The sequence below is a fragment of the Streptomyces sp. NPDC029296 genome, from assembly GCF_055569255.1.
In genome coordinates this window covers 125340-149293 of record NZ_JBVHXT010000014.1, presented here as the reverse complement: position 1 = coordinate 149293, position 23954 = coordinate 125340, and the positions used below count along the sequence as shown (strand labels likewise).

Sequence of the window (23954 nt, the reverse complement as noted above, 5' to 3'; positions counted from 1 at the left end):
ATGGCCGAGAAGATGGCGATGGCCAAGGCCATCAACGAGTCGCTGCGCCGCGCCCTGGACGCCGACCCCAAGGTCCTGGTCATGGGCGAGGACGTCGGCAAGCTCGGCGGTGTCTTCCGGGTGACGGACGGCCTGCAGAAGGACTTCGGCGAGAGCCGGGTCATCGACACCCCGCTGGCCGAGTCCGGCATCGTCGGCACCGCGATCGGCCTGGCGCTGCGCGGCTACCGCCCGGTGGTGGAGATCCAGTTCGACGGCTTCGTCTTCCCGGCCTACGACCAGATCGTCACCCAGCTCGCCAAGATGCACGCCCGCTCGCTGGGCAAGGTCAAGATGCCGGTCGTCGTCCGCATCCCCTACGGCGGCGGCATCGGCGCGGTCGAGCACCACTCGGAGTCCCCGGAGGCGCTGTTCGCCCATGTGGCCGGCCTGAAGGTCGTCTCCCCGTCGAACGCCTCGGACGCGTACTGGATGATGCAGCAGGCCATCCAGAGCGACGACCCGGTGATCTACTTCGAGCCCAAGCGGCGCTACTGGGACAAGGCCGAGGTCGATCCCGAGGCGATCCCGGCGCCGCTGCACAAGGCGCGCGTCGTCCGCGAGGGCACGGACCTGACCCTGGCGGCCTACGGCCCGATGGTGAAGCTCTGCCAGGAGGCCGCCGCCGCGGCGGCCGAGGAGGGCCGCTCCCTGGAGGTCCTGGACCTGCGCTCGGTCAGCCCGCTGGACTTCGACGCCGTCCAGGCCTCGGTGGAGAAGACCCGCCGCCTGGTCGTGGTGCACGAGGCGCCGGTGTTCTTCGGCTCCGGCGCGGAGATCGCCGCCCGGATCAGCGAGCGCTGCTTCTACCACCTGGAGGCACCGGTCCTCAGGGTCGGCGGCTACCACGCCCCGTACCCGCCGGCCCGCCTGGAGGAGGAGTACCTGCCCGACCTGGACCGCGTGCTCGACGCCGTCGACCGCTCGCTGGCGTACTGAGGAGAGGGACGTGACGACGATGACGGATGCGTCCGTACGCGAGTTCAAGATGCCCGACGTGGGCGAGGGACTCACCGAGGCGGAGATCCTCAAGTGGTACGTCCAGCCGGGCGACACGGTCACCGACGGCCAGGTGGTCTGCGAGGTGGAGACGGCGAAGGCGGCCGTCGAACTGCCCATCCCCTACGACGGCGTGGTCCGGGAACTGTGCTTCCCCGAGGGCACCACGGTGGACGTGGGCACGTCGATCATCACGGTCGCCGTGGCCGGCGCCGCCGCGCCCGAGGCGCCCGCCGAGCAGCCGGCGGCGGAGCCCGCCCCGGCCGCCCAGGAGCCGAAGCAGGAGGCCCGCCAGCCCGTCCTGGTCGGCTACGGCGTGGCCACCACCTCCACCAAGCGCCGCCCGCGCAAGGGCCCGCAGACCGGTGGCACGGGACCGGCGCAGGCGATCCAGGCCGAGCTGAACGGCCACGGCGGCACGGTCGCCGAGAAGCCCCGCCCGCTGGCCAAGCCGCCGGTGCGCAAGCTGGCCAAGGACCTGGGCGTCGACCTGACCGCGATCACCCCGTCCGGCCCGGACGGCGTGATCACCCGCGAGGACGTGCACGCCGCGGCCGTCCCGCGGGCCGCCGAACCGGTCGCCCAGGCCACGGCCGCGCCCGCCCCGGCCACCCCGGCCGCCGCACCCGCGGCCCCGGCGCCCGTGGCGTCGTACGACACCGCGCGCGAGACCCGCGTCCCGGTCAAGGGCGTGCGCAAGGCCACCGCTCAGGCGATGATCGGCTCGGCGTTCACGGCCCCGCACGTCACCGAGTTCGTGACGGTGGACGTGACCCGCACCATGCGGCTGGTCGACGAGCTGAAGCAGGACAAGGACATGCGGGGACTGCGGGTCAACCCGCTCCTGCTGATCGCCAAGGCCCTGCTCGTCGCCATCAAGCGCAACCCGGAGATCAACGCCTCCTGGGACGAGGCGAACCAGGAGATCGTGCTCAAGCGCTACGTCAACCTGGGCATCGCGGCGGCCACCCCCCGGGGGCTGATCGTCCCGAACATCAAGGACGCGCACGACAAGACGCTCCCGCAGCTGGCCGAGGCACTGGGCGAGCTGGTGACGACGGCCCGCGAGGGCAAGACCTCGCCGGCCGCGATGCAGGGCGGCACGGTGACCATCACCAACGTCGGCGTCTTCGGCGTGGACACGGGCACCCCGATCCTCAACCCGGGCGAGTCGGCGATCCTCGCGGTCGGCGCGATCAAGCTCCAGCCGTGGGTCCACAAGGGCAAGGTGAAGCCGCGTCAGGTCACCACCCTGGCCCTCAGCTTCGACCACCGCCTGGTCGACGGCGAACTGGGCTCGAAGGTGCTGGCGGACGTGGCGGCGATCCTGGAGCAGCCGAAGCGATTGATCACCTGGGCGTGACCGCCTGCGCCGGGTAGTCCGCGATACCTCAAAGGGGCGGCCGCGACTTCGTGTCGCGGCCGCCCCTTCGCCGTGAAAGCTTCAGTCGGCGTCGGCGTCGGCCCGGGCGCGGAGCGCGTTCAGCAGGGCAGCGCCCCGTTCCGCGTCGTCCACGCTCACCGCGAAGTCGCTTCGCCGTCCCCGGCGCCGTATGACGAGGCAGTCGCCGGCGCGGAGCATGACCGTCGTGCCGAGGCCGCTGACCCGGTAGCCCCAGCCGCCGACCTGGGACGGCAGCCGGTGCTCGACGCGGACGGACTCGATGGCGGTGGGTGCCCAGCGGCGGGCGGGCCAGCCGAGCGGGCCGAAGGACACCTCCAGGCCCGCCTCGGACACCTTCGCCCGGACCGAGGAGACGGCGGCCACGGCGAGGGACGTGACGGCGGACACCGCGCACACCGGCCCCAGCGCGTCGGGCTCCCCCAGCCCGGTGGCCAGGGCGATCAGCGCGACGGCGGCCACCAGCCCCGCCACCGCCGCGAACAGCCGCAGCCAGGGGTTGGCCGTGCGGGAGAACCACACCAGCCGTGCGCCCTCGGGCAGTTCCAGCGCGGGAGCGGTCGCGGCCGGTGCGGGGGCGGGCCGCGGGGTGAGCCGCCAGGCGGCCACACCGGCGACCACCGCCAGCGCCCCGAGCAGCACCACCGTGAGGACCGGCTGACGGGCCTGGTGCCAGTCGGTGTGGTCCAGGTTCACCCGGACGACGGACACCTGGGCGCCGACGAGCACCGCTCCCGTGGGTGCCAGCGCCATCGCGCGCCAGGGGCGCGCGGTCACTGGCGAACGGCGCGGGCGCACGTTCGTGGCGAGGGCCACCAGCAGCCAGACGCCCGCCGGGACCAGGGAGGCCGCCCACAGGGGCAGTGAGCCGTCGGGGGAGCCGCCGCCGCTCCAGTGGGTCGCCAGGCGGTCGGGGAGCCGGTGCCGTGCGGCCCACGGCAGTCCGGCAAGCACGGCCGTGACGGCGATCGTCGCGCCGAGAGGCCACCACCGCGCCGTACGGCCCCGGGGCGCCGGCCCGGTCTCCCCGCCCGTCATGCCGACCCCCGGATCATGTCGATGAGATCGGTGCGGCTGTAGCCCAGCCGGGTCGCCTCCGCCACCAGCTCGCGCACCCTGAGCTGCATCCCCGAGCGCCGGGTCGCGCCCTCGGCGACGGTGATGCTCCGGCCGCGCCGGAACTCCAGCAGGCCCTCGTCCCGCAGCTCGCGCAGCCCGCGCAGGACGGTGTTGACGTTCATGTCCAGGGCGGTGGAGAGATCGCGGGCGGAGGGCAGGCGGTCGCCCGCGCGGCATTCACCCTCGGCGATGGCCCGCCGGATCGCCGCGGCGACCCGTTCGTGCAGCGGGCGGGTGTCGGTCGTGTCCCAACGCAGCAGCATGGTGCCCATGAAACCAGCACCATTGGTGTCATCGGGGAACCGGGAACGCCAAGGGGCCCGCCGCTCGTCGCGACGGACCCCTCCGGGAACGAGTGCGCGTCAGCCGAGGCGCGCGAAGCCGTAGTTGAGCAGCTTCTTGGCGTCCGCCTCGCGGTTGGCGATGGAGGAGGAGGCGAGGACGGTGCCGATGACCGTCTTGTTCTTCCGGGTCGCGGCGAAGACCAGGCAGTACTTGGCCTCCGGGCCGGAGCCGGTCTTCACGCCGATGGTCCCGCTGTAGCTGCTGAGCAGCCCGTTGGTGTTCTTCCACGGCGCCATCGTGCGGGTGCCGCCCGACTTGGTCTGGGTCTTGGCGGTGTACGACTTGGTCTTGACGATCGTGCGGAACGTGGAGCTCTTCATCGCGCTGCTGGCGATCTTCGTCAGGTCGCGCGGCGTCGAGTAGTTCTTGCCGTTGCCGATGCCGTCGAAGGAGTCGAAGTGGGTGTTCTTCAGACCCAGGTTCTTGGCGGCGGTGTTCATCTTGCCGATGAAGTTGTTCACGCGCGCCGTCCGGGTCGAGCCGGAGCCGTACTTGTCGGCGAGCGCGTAGGCCGCGTCGCAGCCGGACGGCAGCATCAGCCCGTACAGCAGCTGACGGACGGTCACCCGGTCGCCGACGATCAGGTGGGCCTGGGAGGCGTTGTTCTTGACGACGTAGTCGCTGTACGCCTTCTGGATCGTGACCTTGGAGTCCAGGTTGAGGTTCTTCTGCGCGAGCACGACCTTGGCGGTCATGATCTTGGTGGTGGAGCCGGTGGCCAGCCGGGTGTCCGCCTTCTTCGTGAACAGCGACGAGCTGTTGGCGTTGTTCATGAGGTACCCGCCCTTGGCCACGATCGAGGGCGCGGTGACGGCCTGTGCGGGCGCCGCGGTGAGGGCACCGGTGGCGGCGAGCGCGCCGGCGGTGACGGTGACGACGGCGGCTTTGCGAAGACTGGTGCCCTTGATGCCGGTAATCAACTGATGTACCCCGAATGTGTTGAATGCCCCTGGTGTGCGGCCGAGTTGAGGTGGGTGCGGAAAAGGGGCCGCATGTGTGTGACACGTAAGTAGCACAGAAGGTTGTGCGGTTCCCGGGTGAGGGGTGATGAATCGCCACGTCCGCATGATGGACGGCTCCCCCGCTTGCGTACGTGTTGTATCTATCCTGTGGGCATGAGAACGGCCGTCGAGCACTCCGCGCCCCAGTCCCTCAAGCAGCCACCCGCCGCCGAACGCGTGTACGCCCATGTCAAACAGGGCGTGCTCGACCGCCGCTACGAGGGCGGCACCCTGCTCACCGAGGGCGAGCTGGCCGAGGCCGTGGGGGTCTCGCGGACGCCCGTCCGGGAGGCGCTGCTGCGGCTGGAGGTCGAGGGCCTGCTCCGCCTCTACCCGAAGAAGGGCGCCCTGGTCCTGCCGGTCTCCGCGCAGGAGATCGCCGACGTGGTGGAGACCCGGCTGCTGGTCGAGGAGCACGCGGCCCGCAAGGCCGTACCCGCCCCGCCGGGCCTGCTGGAGCGGCTGGCCGAGCTGCTGGAGCGGCAGAAGGCACAGGCCGCCGCCGGTGATCTGGCCGCCGCCGCGGTCACCGACCGCTCCTTCCACGCCGAGATCGTGCGCAGCGGGGGCAACGAGATCCTCTCCCGCCTCTACGACCAGCTGCGCGACCGCCAGCTGCGGATGGGCGTCGCCGTCCTGCACTCCCACCCCGACCGGATCGCCAAGACGCTCGCCGAGCACGAGGAGATCCTGAACGCGCTGCGCGCCGGGGACGCCGAGGCGGCCGTCGGGATCGTGCACCGTCACGTGAGCTGGTTCTCGCACCTCGCGCGGGGTGAGGTCCGATGAGCGCGACGGCGCGCGATGCCGCCCTTCCGGGTGACCCTCCGGGGGGCCGCCGGGCGGTCGCCGTGTGGTCCACAGGCGTGGCGGTCTACTTCGTCGCCGTCATCTTCCGTACGTCCCTGGGGGTGGCCGGCCTCGACGCGGCGGACCGCTTCCACGTCAACGCCTCCGCCCTGTCCACGTTCTCCATACTCCAGCTGCTGGTCTACGCGGGCATGCAGATACCCGTCGGCCTGCTGGTCGACCGGCTCGGCACCAAGAAGGTGCTGAGCATCGGCGCGCTGCTGTTCACCGCCGGACAGCTGGGCTTCGCCTTCTCCCCCTCCTACGGCACCGCGCTCGCCTCCCGGGCACTGCTGGGCTGCGGCGACGCGATGACCTTCATCAGCGTGCTGCGGCTGGGCACCCGCTGGTTCCCGGCCCGGCGCGGTCCGCTGATCGCGCAGCTCGCGGGACTGATCGGCATGGCGGGCAACCTGGTCTCCACCCTGCTCCTGGCCCGGCTGCTGCACGGCATCGGCTGGACTCCCGCGTTCGCGGGCAGCGCGCTGGCGGGCGCGGTCGTCCTGGTGCTGACCCTGCTGTTCCTCAAGGACCACCCCGAGGGACAGGAGCCGGAACCGTCCCCGCACCGGGGCGGCGCCTACGTCCGCGGGCAGATCGCCGCGGCCTGGCGGGAGCCGGGCACCCGGCTGGGCCTGTGGGTGCACTTCACCACCCAGTTCCCGGCGATGGTGTTCCTGCTGCTGTGGGGCCTGCCGTTCCTCGTCGAGGCGCAGGGCCTCAGCCGCGCCACGGCCGGTGAACTGCTCACCCTCGTCGTGCTGTCCAACATGGCGATCGGTCTGGTCTACGGCCAGATCGTCGCCCGGCACCACGCGGCGCGGCTGCCGCTGGCACTCGGCACGGTGGGCGCGACCGCGCTGCTGTGGGCGGCGACCCTGGCCTACCCCGGGCGGCACGCGCCGCTGTGGCTGCTGGTGACGCTGTGCGCGGTGCTCGGCGCGTGCGGGCCGGCGTCCATGCTCGGCTTCGACTTCTCCCGGCCCGCCAACCCGCCCGAGCGGCAGGGCACGGCGTCCGGCATCACCAACATGGGCGGCTTCGTCGCCTCCATGACCACGCTGTTCGCGATCGGCGTGCTGCTGGACGCGACCGGGGACGACTACACCGTGGCGTTCGGCTCCGTGTTCGTGCTGCAGGCGCTCGGGGTCAGCCAGATCCTGCGGCTGCGGGGGCGGGCGGCCCGGCGGGAGCGGGAGCGGCTGATCTCGAGCCGTGTGGAGACGGTGCACGTTCCCGCGTAGGCGCCCGCCGCGCCCGGTGGCGCGGCCGGGGGCGGGGCTACGGCGTGACCGCGAAGTGGCGCAGGATCGCCGCCGCCAGTTCCTGGTCGCCCTCCGTCTTCACCCGGTCCCCCACCGCCTCCGGGGAGACCCGGCCGCAGGCCAGGCGGACATAGGTCTCCCAGTCCAGGGTGAGCGTGGCGGCGGGGCCGAGGGCGGGGACGGTCTCCACCGTGCCCCGGCCCTGGATGTCGACGCGGACCGTGCGCAGGAACTCGACCGGGCCGTGCACGTCGAACACGATCGCCGAGCTGCGCGGGGCGTCGGCGTCCCGCGCGACGACCTTGGGCAGCGCGTCCAGCAGCACGTCCCGGGTGACGTACGCGCCCGGCGAGTCCAGGTTGCCGGGGCGGCCGAGGGCCGTGCGCAGGTCCTGCTCGTGCACCCACACGTCGAAGGCCCGCATCCGGTAGGACTGCTCCAGGGTGATCTCCTTGCCGAGCGGTCCGCGCACCAGGGTTCCGGGGTCCCGGGACTCGCCCCGGAGCTGGCGGTTGCGGCGGATGACCGTGTACTCCAGCTCGGCCGTCATCTCCGGCGCGGTGTGGTGGCGGCGGACGTCGACCTGCATCTCCATGTAGCGCTGGTGCTCGGTGGCGACGTGGAAGAGGTCGCGCGGCAGGGCGTGGATGGGGCGCGGGTCCCCGAGCATCTCGCAGTCCATGCCGATGACATGGGAGACGATGTCGCGCACCGACCAGCCGGGGCACGGGGTCCGCCGGTTCCACTCGCCCTCGACGAGCGACTGCGCCATCTCGGATATCGCTTCGATGGAGTGCGTCCAGGCGTCGGCGTAGGGCTGGAGAGTGGGATGCAGACTCACGGAACGGGACCCCTCGGCGGTCGGTACACGGGCGGGTTTGCGGCGGCGTTGCCGGCGGACGGCGGCTGCACTTCGGCGGGTGTCTTGAGACGCTAAGTTACGCTGCGGAAAGGCACCCCGGCAGTGCTTTCGTGTGACGATCGTAGGCCCGTGTGGACGACTCGAAACCCAGGACGGTGGTAGTGTGCGCGCCTCGCTGATCCAGACAGCCGTGGACGAGAGGGAGCCGGTCGACTCCCGACGGCAGCGCGTGGCCGCGCTGGTGCGGGAGCAGAGCGGCGCCGACCTCGTCGTCCTGCCGGAACTGTGGACCACCGGAGCCTTCGCCTACGAGGAGTTCGGCCGCGAGGCCGAGCCGCTCGAAGGGCCGACGTACGAGACGATGGCCAAGGCGGCGAGCGACGCGGGCGTGTGGCTGCACGCGGGCTCCATCCCGGAACGAGACCCCGAGGGGCCCCTCTACAACACCTCTCTCGTCTTCTCCCCCTCCGGTGAACTGGCCGCGGCCTACCGCAAGATCCACCGCTTCGGCTTCGACAAGGGCGAGGCCGTGCTGATGGGCGCGGGCCGGGACCTGGTGACGGTCCGGCTGCCCGGCACCACCATCGGCGTGGCCACCTGCTACGACCTCCGTTTCCCCGAACTCTTCCGCTCGCTGGTCGACGCGGGCGCCGAGACGCTGGTGATCCCGGCGGGCTGGCCCGAGCGGCGACGCGCGCACTGGACGCTGCTGGCCCGGGCGCGGGCGGTGGAGAACCAGGCGTTCGTGCTCGCCTGTGGAACGGCCGGGACGCACGCCGGAGTTCCGCAGGCGGGTCACTCGGTCGTGGTGGACCCGTGGGGCGAGGTGCTCGCGGAGGCCGGCTCCGGCGAGGAGGTCCTCACGGTCGACATCGACCCCGCGAAGGTGGCCGCGACCCGCGAGCAGTTCCCCGCCCTGAAGGACCGGGTCCTGGGCCTGGAGCCGCCCCGGCACCGCGGCTGAGCACCCTCGCCGAAGCCGCGTCCGGCCGGGGTCAGTCCTCCTCGCCCTCCTTCTCGGCGAGGTGGATGACGCACACCGCCACCGCGATCAGCAGCGCCGGGTCGGCGTCCTCCCGGACGACGTCCACGCCGTAGGTGTCGCGGAGGGTCAGCCAGCGGCGGGAGATCACCGCGAGGAGTTCGCCGTCGTACTCGACGGCGAACTCACGGTCCAGGATCCTGCCGCTGACGTCCAGCTCGGTGCCGTCCACCAGGGCGACCCGGTAGTGGTGGCGCAGCAGGGACAGCCGCTTGCGCCGGATCCGGGCCAGGGCCTCGCCGTCCCGTTCGATCACCATGGTGTCGCGCAGCGCGAACATCTTCTGGTGGATGTCGATCAGGACCCGCCCCTCGGTGTCCTTCAGCTCGAAGGTGTCCCGCAGCCGCATGGCCTTGCCGTCGACGAGGTAGACCTTCCGGCCGTGCTCGTCCTCGATCCACCAGTCGTCACCGATGCCGAGGATCCGGTCGCGTACGAGGAATCTCATACGGAAGAGGCTTCCCCGGCGAGGGGCGATCGTCACAAAGCCGTCATACCCGCCGGCGTCCGCGCGCCGCGGCCGGGCGCCGCGCGCTCCGCGGCGAGCCGGCCGGCGGGGCCGTGCCGCGCCCTCGGGCGGCCGGCCGGTGGAATCCGGCGGGCCGTGCGGTGACGGCCGGATGAACTTCCCGTGCGCATCGCGCAGTTGCCCAACCGGAGGGGTGGGAACCGAGTCGGAAGGTACGTAAGGCGCACGACCGCGCCCGTCCTCCCGGAGGTTTCCCATGCCCGTTCGTCCCGCCCGCCGCCGGGCGCTCCGCGCCGTCCCGGCGGCGATGCTGGTCCTCGGCACGGCCCTGGCCGTCCCGCTCACCCTGGCCGGCGCCGCCGGCGCCGCCACGGCCCCGGCCACCGCCGAGGTCAACGAGTACGACTGGCAGCTCACCTACCAGGCCGCCGCCGGCCAGACCAACAAGGCCACCGTCACCGCGACGCTCACCGCGGACCGCACGGGCATCACCTATCTGATCGACGACGTGGTGCCGGTCGAGGCGGGCCACGACTGCGGCCATCCCGTCGCCGCGGACCGCACCAAGGTCTCCTGCACGGTCACCAGCGTGGACAGCCAGGACCCCTACGCCGCCCTGGTCATGAACCTCGGCGACCGCGACGACACGGTCGCGTACAAGAACGGCACCGACCAGATCTACTCCTACGCCCAGATCTCGCTGGGCGCCGGCAACGACAGGGCGGCCGACTCGGGCCGCCTCGACGGCGCCTACGTCTCGGGTGACGCGGGCAACGACACCCTCACGGTCGGCAAGGAGGGCCTGGCCTGGGGCGGCGACGGCAACGACACGATCAACGCGTCCGGCGGCGGCAACATCGCGCAGGGCGGCAAGGGCGACGACACGCTGCACGGCGGCTCCGGGGGCCAGTACCTGTCCGGCGACGACGGCAAGGACACGATCACCGGCGGGGCCGGCGCCGACAGCCTCTACGGCGGCAAGGGCGACGACGTGCTGTACGGCAACAGCGGCAACGACACTCTCTACGGCAACAGCGGCGACGACCGGCTCTACGGCGGCGCGGGCCGCGACACCCTCTCCGGCGGCCCCGGCCGGAACGTGGTCCGCCAGGACTGACGACCCGGGCGGTCATCCCCGGCCGGATCCCGCCGGGCCGGGTCGTCCACAGGCGCCCGAACGTCCGTCGGCGCCAGGTGGCACCCTTGGATCCATGACCGACTCCGCACCCCGACGCGCCCGAGTACGCGCCCCCGAGCTGATCGGCAAGGGCGGCTGGCTGAACACGGGCGGCCAGCAGTACACCCTCGCCGACCTGCGCGGACGCATAGTCGTCCTGGACTTCTGGACCTTCTGCTGCATCAACTGCCTGCACGTCCTGGACGAGCTGCGCGAGCTGGAGGAGAAGCACCGGGACACGCTGGTGGTGATCGGGGTGCACTCGCCCAAGTTCGTGCACGAGGCCGACCACCGGGCGGTCGTGGACGCCGTCGAGCGCTACGGCGTGGCGCACCCCGTCCTGGACGACCCGGAGCTGGCCACCTGGAAGCAGTACGCGGTGCGCGCCTGGCCCACCCTCGTGGTGATCGACCCCGAGGGGTACGTCGTCGCGCAGCACGCCGGCGAGGGCCACGCGCACGCCATCGAGCGGCTGGTCGAGGAGCTGGAGGCCGAGCACGGGGCGAAGGGCACCCTGCGCCGCGGCGACGGCCCCTACGTACCTCCGGAGCCCGAGCCGACGACGCTGCGCTTCCCCGGCAAGGCGCTGCTGCTGCCGTCGGGGAACCTCCTGGTCAGCGACACCACCCGGCACCAGCTGGTGGAGCTGGCCGAGGACGGCGAGACGGTCGTGCGCCGGCTCGGCACCGGCACGCGCGGCTTCGCCGACGGCGGCCCGGACCGGGCGTCCTTCAACGAGCCGCAGGGCCTCGCCCTGCTGGACGACGGCTCGGTGGTGGTCGCCGACACCGTCAACCACGCCCTGCGCCGGCTGGACCCGGCCACCGGCGAGGTGACCACCCTGGCGGGCACCGGCAGGCAGTGGTGGCAGGGCTCGGCGACCTCCGGCCCGGCCCGCGAGGTGGACCTCTCCTCCCCGTGGGACGTGGCGGTCTTCGGCGGCAAGGTGTGGATCGCGATGGCGGGCGTCCACCAGCTGTGGACGTACGACCCGGCCGGCCGGACGGTCGCGGTGGCGGCCGGCACCACCAACGAGGGCCTGGTGGACGGTCCCGCCGCCGAGGCGTGGTTCGCGCAGCCCTCCGGCCTCGCGGCCACCGCCGACCGGCTGTGGCTCGCCGACTCCGAGACGAGCGCCCTGCGCTGGGTGGACACCGACGGGCGGGTGCACACCGCCGTCGGCACCGGCCTGTTCGACTTCGGCCACCGGGACGGCGCCGCGGAGCAGGCCCTCTTCCAGCACCCGCTGGGCGTCACCGCCCTGCCGGACGGCTCGGTCGCCGTCGCCGACACCTACAACCACGCGCTGCGCCGCTACGACCCCGCCACCGGCGAGGTCACCACGCTCGCCACCGATCTGCGCGAGCCGAGCGACGCCGTCCTCGTCGGCGAGGACATCGTGGTGGTGGAGTCGGCCCGGCACCGGCTGACCCGGCTGCGGCTGCCCGAGGAGGCGGTGCGCGTGGAGTCGGTCGCCCACCGCACCCGGCGGGCGGCCACCGAGGTCGCCCCCGGCCGCCTGGCCCTGGACGTGATCTTCCAGGCCCCGGCCGGCCAGAAACTCGACACCCGTTACGGCCCCTCGACCCGTCTGCTGGTCTCCGCCACCCCGCCCGAGCTGCTGCTCAAGGGCGAAGGGGCGGACACGGACCTGTCCCGCGAGCTGGAACTGAACCCGGCCGTGCCCGAGGGCGTCCTGCACGTCTCCGCGATGGCCGCGAGCTGTGACGACGATCCCGCCAACCCCTACCCCGCCTGCCACGTGCACCAGCAGGACTGGGGCGTCCCGCTCCGCCTGGCGGCGGGCGGGACGGACCGCCTTCCGCTCGTCCTGGCGGGCATGGACGAGCAGTAGGCGAAGTCCGTCAGACGCCGTAGCCGTCCGTGTAGCCGTCGACGCGGTGGTGGTGGCGGTGGGGCTCCTCCTCCACCACCGGTGTCGTCGGCGGGACGACCACGCGGCGGCGGCGGGCGATCCCGCTGAACGTCGCGACGCCGATCAGGCCGACGGCCATGAGGATCAGGCCGACGACGGTGACGTTGACGCCCTTCATGTGCCAGTCGGTCGCGAACGTCAGAATGGCCCCCACGCCGATGAGGATGATGCATCCGCCGAGACCCATGAGACCTCGCCTCCCCTTCCGGTTCCGGAATCTCCGGTGCCGTCCGGGTACCCGGCGGGGTCGCGGCTAGGCCCTGCCGCCGAATCCGGTGCGCACGGCGGGAGTTCGACGACGGGTCCTAGCCCTCCAGGAAGGCCGTCAGGGCGTTCGCGAGGAGGAACGGGTCGTCGGCGCCGCACAGTTCGCGCACGCTGTGCATGGAGAGGATCGCCACGCCGATGTCCACCGTGCGGATGCCGTGCCGGGCCGCGGTGATCGGGCCGATGGTGGTGCCGCACGGCATGGAGTTGTTCGAGACGAAGGTCTGGAACGGCACGCCCGCCTTCTCGCAGGCCGCGGCGAACACCGCGCGTCCCGAACCGTCGGTCGCGTAGCGGTTGTTGACGTTGACCTTGAGGATCGGGCCGCCGTTGACCCGCGGGTGGTGCGTCGGGTCGTGCCGCTCGGCGTAGTTGGGGTGCACGGCGTGACCGGTGTCGGAGGACAGGCAGACCGAGCCGGCGAAGGCGCGGGCCCGGTCCTCGAACGTGCCGCCGCGCGCGAGCACCGAGCGCTCCAGGACGGAGCCGAGCAGCGGGCCGTCCGCGCCGGTGTCCGACTGGGAGCCGTTCTCCTCGTGGTCGAAGGCGGCCAGCACCGGGATACGGGGCAGCGGGGCGCCGGAGGCCGCGACGGCGGCGAGGGCGGCGGCACCGGCGTGCACGGACAGCAGGTTGTCCATGCGCGGACCGGCGACCAGCTCCCGGTCCCGGCCGAGGTAGGCCGGCGGTTCCACCGGGTGGGTCATCAGGTCCCAGCCGGTCACCGAGCCCTCGGCCAGCCCGGCCTCCCGCTCCAGGAAGGCGATGAGGTCCCCGTCGCGCACGTCGTCGCCGAGGCCCCACACCGGCTGCAGATGCCGCTGCTTGTCGAGCTTCAGCCCCTCGGAGCCGACCGTCCGGTCCAGGTGGATGGCGAGCTGCGGCACCCGCAGCAGCGGCCGGTCCACGTTGACCAGGACCGGGGAGCCGTCGCGCAGGGACAGCCGGCCGGCCAGCCCGAGGTCGCGGTCCAGCCAGGAGTTGAGCAGCGGGCCGCCGTAGATCTCCACGGCGGCCTGGCGCCAGCCGTGCGCTCCGCTGTCCGGGCGCGGCTTGATCCTCAGGCTCGGCGAGTCGGTGTGCGCGCCGACGATGTGGAAGGGGGTGTGCGGCTCGGCCCCCTCGGGCACGTACCAGGCCACGATCGCGCCGCCGCGCAGGACGTACTTGCCGCCGTGCGTCCCGTCCCAGGCGTCCGTCTCCGCGACCTGCCGGAAGCCCGCCTTCTCCAGCCGCTCGGCGGTGTTCGCCACGGCGTGGTACGGCGACGGGCTCGCCGCCAGGAAGGACATCAGGTCGTCGGTGTGGCCGCGGTCGAAGCGGGCTGGTGCGCTCATGGGATTCACCTTAACGACGTGCACGGGCCCGCTCCCGGAAAGAGAGCGGGCCCGCGCGAGGAATCGACGGGGACGTCCGGAACGTCGGAAAACCGGACGCCCGGAACGCCGGGACCTAGAAGGCGGCCTCGTCCAGCTCCATCAGGTCCAGCTCGACGTTGCCGGCGACCTTGCGGGCGAGAGTGACGCCCGGCAGGACGTTCGCCGCGAAGAACTTCGCCGCGGCGATCTTGCCGGTGTAGAACGCCTTGTCCTTCGCCGGGGCGGTGGCCAGCTTCTCGGCGGCGATCGCGGCGCCCTTGAGCAGGAGGTAGCCGACGACCACGTCACCGGAGGCCATGAGCAGCCGGGTGGTGTTCAGGCCGACCTTGTAGATGTTCTTGGTGTCCTGCTCGGTGGCGGCGAGGTCGGTCAGCATCACGCCGACGATCGCCTCCAGCTCCACGGCGGCCTTGGCCAGCTGCTCCCGGGCGCCGGCCAGCTCCTCACCGCCGGTGCCGAGCGCCAGGAACTTCTTGATGTCCTCGGCGAGGGAGTTCAGCGCGGCGCCCTGATTGCGGACGATCTTGCGGAAGAAGAAGTCCTGGCCCTGGATCGCCGTGGTGCCCTCGTACAGGGTGTCGATCTTGGAGTCCCGGATGTACTGCTCGATCGGGTACTCCTGCAGGAAGCCGGAGCCGCCGAAGGTCTGCAGCGACTGGGCGAGCTGCTCGTAGCCCTTCTCGGAGCCGTAGCCCTTGACGATCGGCAGCAGCAGGTCGTTCAGCGCGTGCTCGGCGGAGGCGTCCTCGCCGTTCGCCTCCTTGATCTGGATGGCGTCCTGGATCGAGGCGGTGTACAGCACCAGGGCGCGCATGCCCTCCGCGTAGGCCTTCTGCGTGATCAGCGCGCGGCGCACGTCGGGGTGGTGGGTGATGGTGACCTTGGGCGCGGTCTTGTCCATGAAGTTCGCCAGGTCCGGACCCTGGACGCGCTCCTTGGCGTACTCCAGCGCGTTCAGGTAGCCGGTGGACAGCGTGGAGATCGCCTTCGTGCCGACCATCATGCGGGCGAACTCGATGATGCGGAACATCTGGCGGATGCCGTCGTGCTTGTCGCCGATCAGCCAGCCCTTGGCGGGGTGCCGGTCGCCGAAGGTCATCTCGCACGTGTTGGACGCCTTCAGGCCCATCTTGTGCTCGACGTTGGTGGCGTAGACGCCGTTGCGCTCGCCCAGCTCGCCGGTCTCGAAGTCGAACAGGTACTTCGGCACGAGGAAGAGGGACAGGCCCTTGGTGCCGGGGCCGGCGCCCTCGGGGCGCGCGAGCACGTAGTGGAGGATGTTCTCCGACATGTCGTGCTCACCCGAGGTGATGAAGCGCTTCACGCCCTCGATGTGCCAGGAGCCGTCCTCCTGCCGGACCGCCTTGGTGCGGCCGGCGCCCACGTCCGAGCCCGCGTCGGGCTCGGTGAGCACCATCGTGGAGCCCCACTGCTTCTCGGTGGCGATCTTCGCGATGTGCTTCTGGACCTCGTTGCCCTCCTCGAAGAGGATGCCGGCGAACGCGGGGCCCGAGGAGTACATCCACACGGCGGGGTTGGCGCCCAGGATCAGCTCGGCGTAGGCCCAGATCAGGGAGCGGGGCGAGGTGGTGCCGCCGATCTCCTCGGGCAGGCCGAGCCGCCAGTACTCGGAGTCCATGTAGGCCTGGTAGCTCTTCCTGAACGACTCCGGGACCGGCGCGGTGTTGGTCTCCGGGTCGAAGACCGGCGGGTTGCGGTCGGCGTCGGCGAAGGACTCGGCCAGCTCGTTCTCCGAGAGGCGGGTCATCTCCTCCAGGATGCTCTTGGCGGTCTCGACGTCCATCTCCTCGAACGGGCCGGTGCCGTACACCTTGTCGCGCCCGAGTACTTCGAAGAGATTGAACTCGATGTCGCGGAGATTCGACTTGTAGTGCCCCATGGCGACGGCTCCGTAGAGGGATCGGCGAGGCACTGACTCCTCGCACCTAGTTCACGTACCAACAAGTAGCTACGATGATGCTACCCGCCGGTAATAAGACGCAACCCCGATCCGGTCATCTGTGACGCGTCTCAAGTACCGCCGCGGGTGCCTTGTACATGCCAGGTGCATGCCCCTTCGGGGCGCGCCGTGAACGCCTTCGGGGGCGAGGTTTCGGCGCCGTGGCCCACCCGGGGGGCGGGGTGGCTCGGTACGCTTCTGCCCATGTACGGCTACGACCAGAACGTGGGCGCCCAGCAGCAGTACGCCCCGCCGCAAGCGCAGATGCCGGGCGGGTACGGCCAGCAGCCGCCGCTCTATCCGGAGCCGTCCCCGCCCTCGCTCGCGGACGCGGTGCGCGCCTTCACCACCGGGCAGATGGCCGCCGAGGACTTCCAGCAGATCTTCGCCACCTCCAAGGTGTACTGCCCGCGCGGCGACACCCCGGGCTTCCTCGCCCTGCACAACACCCAGCAGCCGGTGATCCCGATGTTCACCTCGCTGAAGGAACTGCGCCGGTACGCGGGCAAGGAGTCCAAGTACTTCGTGATCACCGGCGCGGAGGTGATCGACCTGCTGCCGACCGGCTACGGCTTCGTCCTGGACATGGAGGGCGAGCACCGGATCGTCTTCGACGCCAAGGCGGTCGAGCAGATGGTCGACTTCGCGATGCGCCGCATGTACGGCGGCGGCTGAGCCGTCACCCGGACGCGGGCCCGGAGGGAATTCCCTCCGGGCCCGTACCGTTGTGGGTGACAGAAAGTTCAACGCTCAACTAAAGTGGGCGTACCAAGGAGGTACCCGCCATGCCCGCAGTGACCGTCGAGAACCCGTTGACGCTGCCCCGTGTGACCGCTCCCGCCGACGCCGTGGCACGTCCCGTGCTGACCGTCACGACCGCCCCGGGCGGTTTCGAGGGGGAGGGATTCCCGGTGCGCCGGGCGTTCGCGGGGATCGATTACCGCCACCTCGACCCGTTCATCATGATGGACCAGATGGGGGAGGTGGAGTACGCGCCGGGCGAGCCCAAGGGCACCCCCTGGCACCCGCACCGCGGCTTCGAGACCGTCACCTACATCATCGACGGCGTCTTCGACCACCAGGACTCGCACGGCGGTGGCGGCACCATCACCAACGGGGACACCCAGTGGATGACGGCCGGCTCCGGCCTGCTGCACATCGAGGCGCCGCCGGAGTCCCTGGTCGTGTCCGGCGGTCTCTTCCACGGCCTCCAGCTGTGGGTGAACCTCCCCGCCAAGGACAAGATGATGGCCCCGCGCTACCAGGACATCCGCGGCGGCACCGTCCAGCTGCTCGCCTCCCCCGACGGCGGCGCGCTGCTGCGGGTCATCGCCGGCGAGCTGGACGGCCACCAGGGCCCCGGCGTCACCCACACGCCGATCACGATGATCCACGCGACCCTCGCCCCCGGCGCGGAACTCACCCTGCCGTGGCGGGAGGACTTCAACGGACTGGCGTACGTGCTGGCGGGCAAGGGCTCGGTCGGTGCCGAGCGCCGTCCGATCCACCTGGGCCAGACCGCGGTCTTCGGCGCCGGCGGTTCGCTGACCGTCCGCGCGGACGAGAAGCAGGACGCGCACACCCCCGACCTGGAGGTCGTCCTGCTCGGTGGCCGGCCCATCCGGGAGCCGATGGCCCACTACGGCCCGTTCGTCATGAACACCAGGGACGAACTGGTGCAGGCCTTCGAGGACTTCAAGAAGGGCCGCTTCGGGCGGATTCCGGCGGTGCACGGCATGACCGAGGGCGGCATCTGATCCCTCCCTGCGTCCGGACGGGCGGACTTCGCCCGTCCGGACCCGTGCGGCGGGACAGCCGGCGGCCGGCGTGATCGGCTGGGACCGTGCTCCTGCTGCCCGAACCCGTGCGCCGGCTCGCCGCCTGGTGCGTCGTCCTGCTGCTCGTCGCCGCGGTGGGCTGGGTCGGCGTACAGCTCTGCGGCGAGCTGCGCACGGCCGTCACGCCGGTGCTGCTCGCCCTGCTCGGCACCGCGCTGCTCGGGCCGCTGTACCGGCGGCTGGTGCGGGCCCGGGTGCAGCCCTCGGTGGCGGCCGGGCTCACCTGCGTCGCCGTGGTGGCGGTCGTCGGCGGCGCCGTCTACATCGTCGTCGCCGCCCTCGTCGACACCGGCGCGCAGATCCTCGCCTCGCTGCGCAGCACCGCCCAGGCCGTCGCCCGGCACTTCGGGGCCTCCGGTACCGGGCTCGACGACCTCGCCTCCCACGCGCGCGAACTGCTGCGCAGGTTCGGCGGGACGGCCGCCTCCAACGTGATCAGCGGGGTGAGCCTGGTCGCCGAGAGCATCGCCATGGCCGTGCTCGCGCTGCTGCTCGTCTTCTTCTTCCTGCGCGACTCGCACCGGGCCCTCGCCGCCCTGCGCGCCCTCGCGCCCGGCGACAGCGCCGACACCGCGGAGGCCGTCGCCCGGCGGGCCTTCGCCGCGGTGGAGGGGTTCATGCGCGGCACGACCCTCATCGCGCTCATCGACGCCGTGTGCATCACCGTCGGCCTGCTGGTCCTGAGGGTGCCCGGCGCGATCGGGCTCGGCGCGCTCGTCTTCGTCGGCGCCTACATCCCCTACCTCGGCGCCTTCATCTCCGGCGCGGTGGCCGTGCTGGTCGCCCTCGCCGACCGGGGCTTCGTGATCGCGCTGTGGGCCTTCGGGGTGGTGCTCGCGGTGCAGGTGCTGGAGGGGCACGTGCTGCAACCGGTGATCCAGAGCCGGACCGTGCAGATGCACCCGGCCCTGGTCCTGGTGGCGATCACCGCGGGCGCCTCCGTCGCGGGCATCCTCGGCATGCTCCTCGCGGTACCGGTGACCGCGGCGGCCTTCGGGGTCTGGGCCGAACTCCGGGACCGCCGCGGCGAACGGCCGGCCGACGGCCCGGGCACCACGTGACGCGACCCGGGCGTGCCGGGACCTAGGGGACGTACGACCCCGGCGGTCTGCCGGGCGCCCCCGCGCCCGCGCCCTCCCGGAGTTCGAACCAGATGCTCTTCCCCTCGCCCCTGGGGGCCACCCCCCACGCGTCCGCGAGGAGTTCGATCAGCATCAGGCCGCGGCCGGAGGAGGCCAGTTCGCCGGGGCGGCGCTTGTGCGGGAGGTCGTCGCCGGTGTCGAAGACCTCCACCCGCAGCCGCCGCCCGTCCTCGCCGCGGAGCACCTCGGCGAGCAGCAGCGCGTCGGCGTCGGTGTGCACCAGCACGTTGGTGACCATCTCGGAGACCAGCAGCACCGCCGAGTCCACCTGCTCCGCCGAGGCCCAGTCGTGCAGCAGCTCGCGCAGGTGCTGGCGGGCCTCGGCGATCCGGTCCGGCTCGTCCTGGGCCACCGACAGCAGGGTGCGCCGCACCGGCGGTCCCTCCGTGACGGTGCCGCCGGGCCCGCGGCCGGCCGCCGGCCGGCACAGCAGCAGGAGCGCGATGTCGTCCTCGCGCCGGTCGGCCAGCGGGCCGGGGGTGTGGTGCGAGGACGGCCCGTGCACCGCCTGCACCAGGGCGTCGGCCAGCGCCTCCAGGTCCTCCTGGCGGTACTCGCCGGCCCGGTGGTCCTCCAGCGGCTCGCGCAGCCTGCGCCAGCCGCTCTCCAGGTCGTGCCCGCCGGTCTCGATCAACCCGTCGGTGCACAGCATCAGCGTCTCGTCGGGTTCGAGCGTGAACCGGGTCGTCGGGTAGTCGGCGTCCGGGTCGACGCCCAGCGGCAGCCCGCCCGCCGTCGGCCGCATCATCACCGTGCCGTCCGCCATCCGGATCACCGGGTCCGGGTGCCCGGCGCGGGCGATCTCCAGCATGCCGGTCACCGGGTCGGCCTCCACGTACAGGCAGGTCGCGAACCGCGGGTCGGCCAGGCCGTCGGGCCCGCTGCCGTCCGTGACCCCGTGCAGGAAGCGGGCCGCGCGGGAGAGGACGGCGTCCGGGCGGTGTCCCTCGGCGGCGTAGGCGCGCAGCGCGATCCGCAGCTGGCCCATGATCCCGGCCGCGCGCACGTCGTGCCCCTGGACGTCCCCGATGACCAGCGCGAAGCGGCCGGAGGGCAGCGGGATCATGTCGTACCAGTCGCCGCCGACCTGGAGTCCGCCGCCGGTCGGGATGTACCGGGCGGCGATCCGCATCCCCGGGATCTCCGGGCCCAGCGACGGCAGCATGGAGCGCTGGAGGCCCTCCGCCAGCTCCCGCTCGGACTCGGCGGCGCCGGCCCGCGACAGCGCCTGGGCGAGCATCCGGGCGACCGTGGTCAGGACCGCGCGCTCGTCGGGGGTGAACGCCACCGGGTAGGTGAACGCGGCCATCCAGGCGCCCCTCGTGCGCCCGGCGGCCGTCAGCGGCAGGAACGCCCAGGAGCGGCGGCCGAAGCGCCGGGCCAGCGGCCAGGCGGCCGGGTAGCGGTCCCGGTACTCCTCCGGGGAGGACAGATAGACGGCCCGCCCGGTGCGGACCACCTCGGCGGCCGGGTAGTCGGTGTCCAGCGGCATGTGGGAGAAGGGGCCCATGTCGCCGGGCTGGTGTCCGTGCTGGCCGGTGATCGTCAGCCGGTCGCCCTCCACGCCGTAGACCACGAGCCCGTCCGGGGAGAAGCCCGGCATCGACAGGCCCCCCGCCACCCGCAGCACCTCGGCCGTGGACCGGGCCTCCGCCAGCGCCCGGCCCGCGTCCAGCAGGAACGCCTCCCGGGAGCGGCGCCAGTCGCCGGTGACCGCGCTGCGGGCCGCCGCCGTGCCCGGGGCGGGCTCGGTCACCTCCTGGAGGGTGCCGATCAGTTCGTAGGTGCGCCGCTCGGGGTCGAAGGAGGGCTTGGACCGGCTGCGGACGACCCGCAGGATGCGGCCGTCGGCGTCCATGACCCGGATGCGGACCTCGGCGAGGGTGCCCTCGGCGACCGCGAGCCGTACGACCCCGTTGATCTCGTTCCAGTCGACGGGGTGCAGCCGGGCCCGGACCCGCGCCTCGGTGAGGGTGCTCCGCTCGGCGGGCAGCCCGAGCAGCCGCGCCGCCTCCGCGTCCAGGGTGACCAGCCCGGCGGCCGTGTCCCAGTGCCACAGCCCGGTCGCGAGGGCGGCGAGGACCTCCCCGACGGACGGCAGGGGCTCGCCTGTACGCATTGACCCACTTTATGGAGAGGTGAGCGATGGGTGCCACCTGATGGGACGACGGCTGCCGTCCGGCGGGCGGGCGGTAATGATGGGGAGCCGTTCTTGGGGTGGCCGGTACCCTTGGGATGGCCTAGGCCGTACCCGCCTGGCGACACCCGATCCGCACAGACTGGATGAACGACGATGCATCGGTACAGGTCCCACACCTGCGGCCAGCTCCGCGCCTCTGACGTCGGCACCGACGTCCGGCTGAGTGGCTGGCTGCACAATCGGCGCGACCTGGGCGGCATCCTCTTCATCGATCTGCGCGACCACTACGGCATCACGCAGCTGGTCGCCCGCCCCGGCACCCCGGCGTACGAGGCCCTCGACACGATCTCCAAGGAGTCCACGGTCCGCGTCGACGGCCGCGTCGTCTCCCGCGGCACCGAGAACGTGAACCCCGACCTGCCCACCGGCGAGATCGAGGTCGAGGTCGCCGAGGTCGAGCTGCTCGGCGCGGCCCAGCCGCTGCCCTTCACGATCAACACCGAGGACGGGGTCAACGAGGAGCGGCGCCTGGAGTACCGCTTCCTGGACCTGCGCCGCGAGCGCATGCACCGCAACATCATGCTGCGCACGGCGGTCATCGGCGCCATCCGCCAGAAGATGACCGCGCTCGGCTTCAACGAGATGGCCACCCCGATCCTCACGGCGACCTCCCCCGAGGGCGCCCGTGACTTCGTGGTCCCCTCCCGGCTCCACCCGGGCCGGTTCTACGCCCTGCCGCAGGCCCCGCAGCAGTTCAAGCAGCTGCTGATGATCTCCGGCTTCGACCGCTACTTCCAGATCGCGCCCTGCTTCCGCGACGAGGACGCCCGCGCCGACCGCTCGCCGGGCGAGTTCTACCAGCTCGACGTCGAGATGAGCTTCGTCGAGCAGGAGGACGTCTTCCGGCCCATCGAGCAGCTCATGACCGAGCTGTTCGAGGAGTTCGGCGGCGGCCGTCACGTCACCTCCCCCTTCCCGCGCATCCCGTTCCGCGAGGCGATGCTCAAGTACGGCTCCGACAAGCCGGACCTGCGCGCCAAGCTGGAGCTGGTGGACATCACCGACGTCTTCGAGGGCTCGGAGTTCAAGGCGTTCGCCGGCAAGCACGTGCGCGCCCTGCCCGTGCCGGCCGTCCAGGACCAGCCGCGCAAGTTCTTCGACCAGCTCGGCGACTTCGCCGTGTCGCTGGGCGCCAAGGGCCTGGCCTGGGTCCGCGTCGGCGAGGACGGCACGCTGTCCGGCCCGATCGCGAAGTTCCTCACCGAGGAGAACGTCGCCGAGCTGACCAAGCGCCTGTCGCTGGCCCCCGGCCACGCGGTCTTCTTCGGCGCGGGCGAGTTCGACGAGGTCTCCAAGATCATGGGCGCGGTCCGCGTCGAGGCCGCCAAGCGCGCCGGCCACTTCGAGGAGAACGTCTTCCGGTTCTGCTGGATCGTCGACTTCCCGATGTTCGAGAAGGACGAGGAGACCGGCAGGATCGACTTCTCGCACAACCCGTTCTCGATGCCGCAGGGCGGCATGGAGGCGCTGGAGTCCCAGGACCCGCTGGACGTCCTGGCCTGGCAGTACGACATCGTCTGCAACGGCGTGGAGCTGTCCTCCGGCGCGATCCGCAACCACGAGCCGGACATCATGCTGAAGGCGTTCGAGATCGCGGGCTACGACCGCGAGACCACCGAGCGCGAGTTCGCGGGCATGCTCCGCGCGCTCCGTTTCGGCGCCCCGCCGCACGGCGGCATCGCCCCCGGCGTGGACCGCATCGTCATGCTCCTCGCGGACGAGCCCAACATCCGCGAGACGATCGCCTTCCCGCTCAACGGCAACGCCCAGGACCTGATGATGGGCGCCCCGACCGAGCTGGAGGAGTCCCGCCTGCGCGAGCTGCACCTGGACATCCGCAAGCCGCAGCCGAAGTAAAAGGACCCACGGGGCTCAGCCGCCCTGCTCGTCGGACGGCGCGTCCGGGGACGCGCCGTCCTCCAGCAGCCGTTCCGCGATGTCGTCGGACCACTGCTGGGCCCAGACGCGCAGGGCGGCGATGTCGTCCCCGGACAGGCCGTACCGGAGGAAGTCCCGGTCGGCGTAGAAGTCCGTGCCCGTCAGCCGCGACTGGAGGGTGGGCAGGTCGAACGGGTCGTGGGCGTGCCGGCGGCCCAGTTCCTCCAGGTCCGGCAGCGAGAACCGGGCCGCGCAGGCGCGGGCGTCGACGAGGTCGACGGCCGCGCCCCGGTCGTACAGCGCCCGGATCTTCGTTCCCACGGCGTCCGCGAGGCAGAGCGCCGGCCCGTACCCGGTCCGCTCCGGCGGCTGCCAGAACGTCTCCTTGTGCAGCGCGAGCGCGCACGGCTCGCCGGTGGGCGGGTCGGTGACCGTCAGCCGCGCGGTCAGCGCGGTGACCGCGCCGGTGTCCACCCGCCGCCCCCGTTCCTCCAGGGCCGCGCCGACGGCGGCGGCGAGCCGCTCCATGGGCTCGGGGCTCTCGGTGGCCAGGTCCACGTCGGAGTGCGGCCGGCCGAGCAGTCCGTGCGCCTGGAGGGCGTAGCCGCCGGCCAGCACCAGACCGTACGGGCCGCCCGCCCGGGCGGCGTCCGCGAGGAGCCGGCGATGGGGTTCGGGGATGTCCACACGGACGATTCTGCGGCCTTCCGCCCCCGGCGGGCGACGCCCGGCCGCCGGTCGCGGAAGATTCCCGCGGCGACGGCAACCTCCGGGCTCCCGGCGGC

21 protein-coding genes are annotated in these 23954 nt (G+C 72.3%); 11 read left to right on the top strand and 10 right to left on the bottom strand.

Annotated features, from left to right (window positions below):
• Positions 1–978 carry an alpha-ketoacid dehydrogenase subunit beta gene (locus ACZ4W9_RS14995; protein ID WP_467935693.1) on the top strand — a complete coding sequence of 326 codons (978 nt, stop codon included), beginning with the start codon at positions 1–3 and terminating at the stop codon, positions 976–978.
• Positions 979–988: 10 nt separating this feature from the next.
• Positions 989–2401, top strand: a complete 1413-nt coding sequence (locus ACZ4W9_RS14990) for a dihydrolipoamide acetyltransferase family protein (RefSeq protein WP_467935691.1) — start codon at positions 989–991, stop codon at positions 2399–2401.
• An 81-nt stretch (positions 2402–2482) separates the two neighbouring features.
• Here ACZ4W9_RS14990 and ACZ4W9_RS14985 read toward each other — a convergent pair whose 3' ends face one another.
• From ACZ4W9_RS14985 to ACZ4W9_RS14975, 3 genes are all read right to left on the bottom strand, one after another.
• Entirely contained in the window at positions 2483–3478 is a 996-nt protein-coding gene (locus tag ACZ4W9_RS14985) for a DUF1648 domain-containing protein (RefSeq protein WP_467935690.1), read from the bottom strand.
• The gene (locus tag ACZ4W9_RS14980; RefSeq protein WP_467935727.1) at positions 3475–3822 is read right to left on the bottom strand and encodes a GntR family transcriptional regulator; all 348 of its coding nucleotides are present in this window, start codon (positions 3820–3822) and stop codon (positions 3475–3477) included. Before ACZ4W9_RS14980 ends, ACZ4W9_RS14985 begins: the two co-directional genes overlap by 4 nt.
• Positions 3823–3921: 99 nt before the next feature.
• Positions 3922–4824: a D-alanyl-D-alanine carboxypeptidase family protein gene (locus ACZ4W9_RS14975; RefSeq protein WP_467935689.1), complete on the bottom strand. Its 903-nt coding sequence runs from the start codon at positions 4822–4824 to the stop codon at positions 3922–3924.
• Positions 4825–5019: 195 nt separating this feature from the next.
• Between ACZ4W9_RS14975 and ACZ4W9_RS14970 the strand changes: the two genes are divergently transcribed.
• Positions 5020–5694 (top strand): GntR family transcriptional regulator, encoded by a 675-nt coding sequence (locus tag ACZ4W9_RS14970; protein ID WP_467935688.1) that lies wholly within the window; start codon positions 5020–5022, stop codon positions 5692–5694.
• Entirely contained in the window at positions 5691–6998 is a 1308-nt protein-coding gene (locus ACZ4W9_RS14965) for an MFS transporter (RefSeq protein ID WP_467935686.1), read from the top strand. The genes ACZ4W9_RS14970 and ACZ4W9_RS14965 overlap by 4 nt, the downstream gene beginning before the upstream one ends.
• Positions 6999–7035: 37 nt before the next feature.
• Here ACZ4W9_RS14965 and ACZ4W9_RS14960 read toward each other — a convergent pair whose 3' ends face one another.
• On the bottom strand, positions 7036–7860 hold the full coding sequence (locus ACZ4W9_RS14960; RefSeq protein ID WP_467935684.1) for a maleylpyruvate isomerase family mycothiol-dependent enzyme: 825 nt from the start codon (positions 7858–7860) through the stop codon (positions 7036–7038).
• A gap of 184 nt (positions 7861–8044) precedes the next feature.
• On the opposite strand from ACZ4W9_RS14960, the gene ACZ4W9_RS14955 reads away from it, so the two are divergent.
• Complete coding sequence (locus tag ACZ4W9_RS14955) at positions 8045–8845, top strand: carbon-nitrogen family hydrolase (RefSeq protein WP_467935683.1); 801 nt, start codon at positions 8045–8047, stop codon at positions 8843–8845.
• A 31-nt stretch (positions 8846–8876) separates the two neighbouring features.
• Here ACZ4W9_RS14955 and ACZ4W9_RS14950 read toward each other — a convergent pair whose 3' ends face one another.
• Positions 8877–9371 (bottom strand): LURP-one-related/scramblase family protein, encoded by a 495-nt coding sequence (locus ACZ4W9_RS14950; RefSeq protein WP_467935682.1) that lies wholly within the window; start codon positions 9369–9371, stop codon positions 8877–8879.
• Between the two features lie 277 nt (positions 9372–9648).
• Between ACZ4W9_RS14950 and ACZ4W9_RS14945 the strand changes: the two genes are divergently transcribed.
• Positions 9649–10509 (top strand): calcium-binding protein, encoded by an 861-nt coding sequence (locus ACZ4W9_RS14945; RefSeq protein WP_467935680.1) that lies wholly within the window; start codon positions 9649–9651, stop codon positions 10507–10509.
• Positions 10510–10603: 94 nt separating this feature from the next.
• Positions 10604–12424, top strand: a complete 1821-nt coding sequence (locus ACZ4W9_RS14940; protein ID WP_467935679.1) for a thioredoxin-like domain-containing protein — start codon at positions 10604–10606, stop codon at positions 12422–12424.
• Between the two features lie 10 nt (positions 12425–12434).
• On the opposite strand, the gene ACZ4W9_RS14935 is transcribed toward ACZ4W9_RS14940, so the two are convergent.
• The 3 genes from ACZ4W9_RS14935 to ACZ4W9_RS14925 all read right to left on the bottom strand — a co-directional run bounded on the left by ACZ4W9_RS14935 (position 12435) and on the right by ACZ4W9_RS14925 (position 16051).
• Positions 12435–12692: a hypothetical protein gene (locus tag ACZ4W9_RS14935; protein ID WP_467935678.1), complete on the bottom strand. Its 258-nt coding sequence runs from the start codon at positions 12690–12692 to the stop codon at positions 12435–12437.
• A gap of 118 nt (positions 12693–12810) precedes the next feature.
• The gene (locus ACZ4W9_RS14930; protein WP_467935676.1) at positions 12811–14109 is read right to left on the bottom strand and encodes a M18 family aminopeptidase; all 1299 of its coding nucleotides are present in this window, start codon (positions 14107–14109) and stop codon (positions 12811–12813) included.
• A gap of 115 nt (positions 14110–14224) precedes the next feature.
• On the bottom strand, positions 14225–16051 hold the full coding sequence (locus ACZ4W9_RS14925; RefSeq protein WP_467935726.1) for an acyl-CoA dehydrogenase: 1827 nt from the start codon (positions 16049–16051) through the stop codon (positions 14225–14227).
• Positions 16052–16315: 264 nt separating this feature from the next.
• On the opposite strand from ACZ4W9_RS14925, the gene ACZ4W9_RS14920 reads away from it, so the two are divergent.
• The 3 genes from ACZ4W9_RS14920 to ACZ4W9_RS14910 all read left to right on the top strand — a co-directional run bounded on the left by ACZ4W9_RS14920 (position 16316) and on the right by ACZ4W9_RS14910 (position 19010).
• Positions 16316–16786, top strand: coding sequence for an SseB family protein (locus ACZ4W9_RS14920; RefSeq protein WP_467935675.1), 471 nt, complete (start codon positions 16316–16318; stop codon positions 16784–16786).
• A gap of 110 nt (positions 16787–16896) precedes the next feature.
• A complete protein-coding gene (locus ACZ4W9_RS14915) occupies positions 16897–17868 on the top strand; it encodes a pirin family protein (protein ID WP_467935674.1) in 972 nt (323 codons plus the stop codon).
• A gap of 86 nt (positions 17869–17954) precedes the next feature.
• On the top strand, positions 17955–19010 hold the full coding sequence (locus ACZ4W9_RS14910) for an AI-2E family transporter (RefSeq protein ID WP_467935672.1): 1056 nt from the start codon (positions 17955–17957) through the stop codon (positions 19008–19010).
• A 22-nt stretch (positions 19011–19032) separates the two neighbouring features.
• On the opposite strand, the gene ACZ4W9_RS14905 is transcribed toward ACZ4W9_RS14910, so the two are convergent.
• Positions 19033–21210 carry a SpoIIE family protein phosphatase gene (locus ACZ4W9_RS14905; RefSeq protein WP_467935671.1) on the bottom strand — a complete coding sequence of 726 codons (2178 nt, stop codon included), beginning with the start codon at positions 21208–21210 and terminating at the stop codon, positions 19033–19035.
• Positions 21211–21384: 174 nt separating this feature from the next.
• On the opposite strand from ACZ4W9_RS14905, the gene aspS reads away from it, so the two are divergent.
• Positions 21385–23148 carry an aspartate--tRNA ligase gene (gene aspS / locus ACZ4W9_RS14900; RefSeq protein ID WP_467935670.1) on the top strand — a complete coding sequence of 588 codons (1764 nt, stop codon included), beginning with the start codon at positions 21385–21387 and terminating at the stop codon, positions 23146–23148.
• A gap of 15 nt (positions 23149–23163) precedes the next feature.
• Here aspS and ACZ4W9_RS14895 read toward each other — a convergent pair whose 3' ends face one another.
• Positions 23164–23856, bottom strand: a complete 693-nt coding sequence (locus ACZ4W9_RS14895; protein ID WP_467935668.1) for a nucleotidyl transferase AbiEii/AbiGii toxin family protein — start codon at positions 23854–23856, stop codon at positions 23164–23166.
• Positions 23857–23954 lie beyond the last annotated feature (98 nt).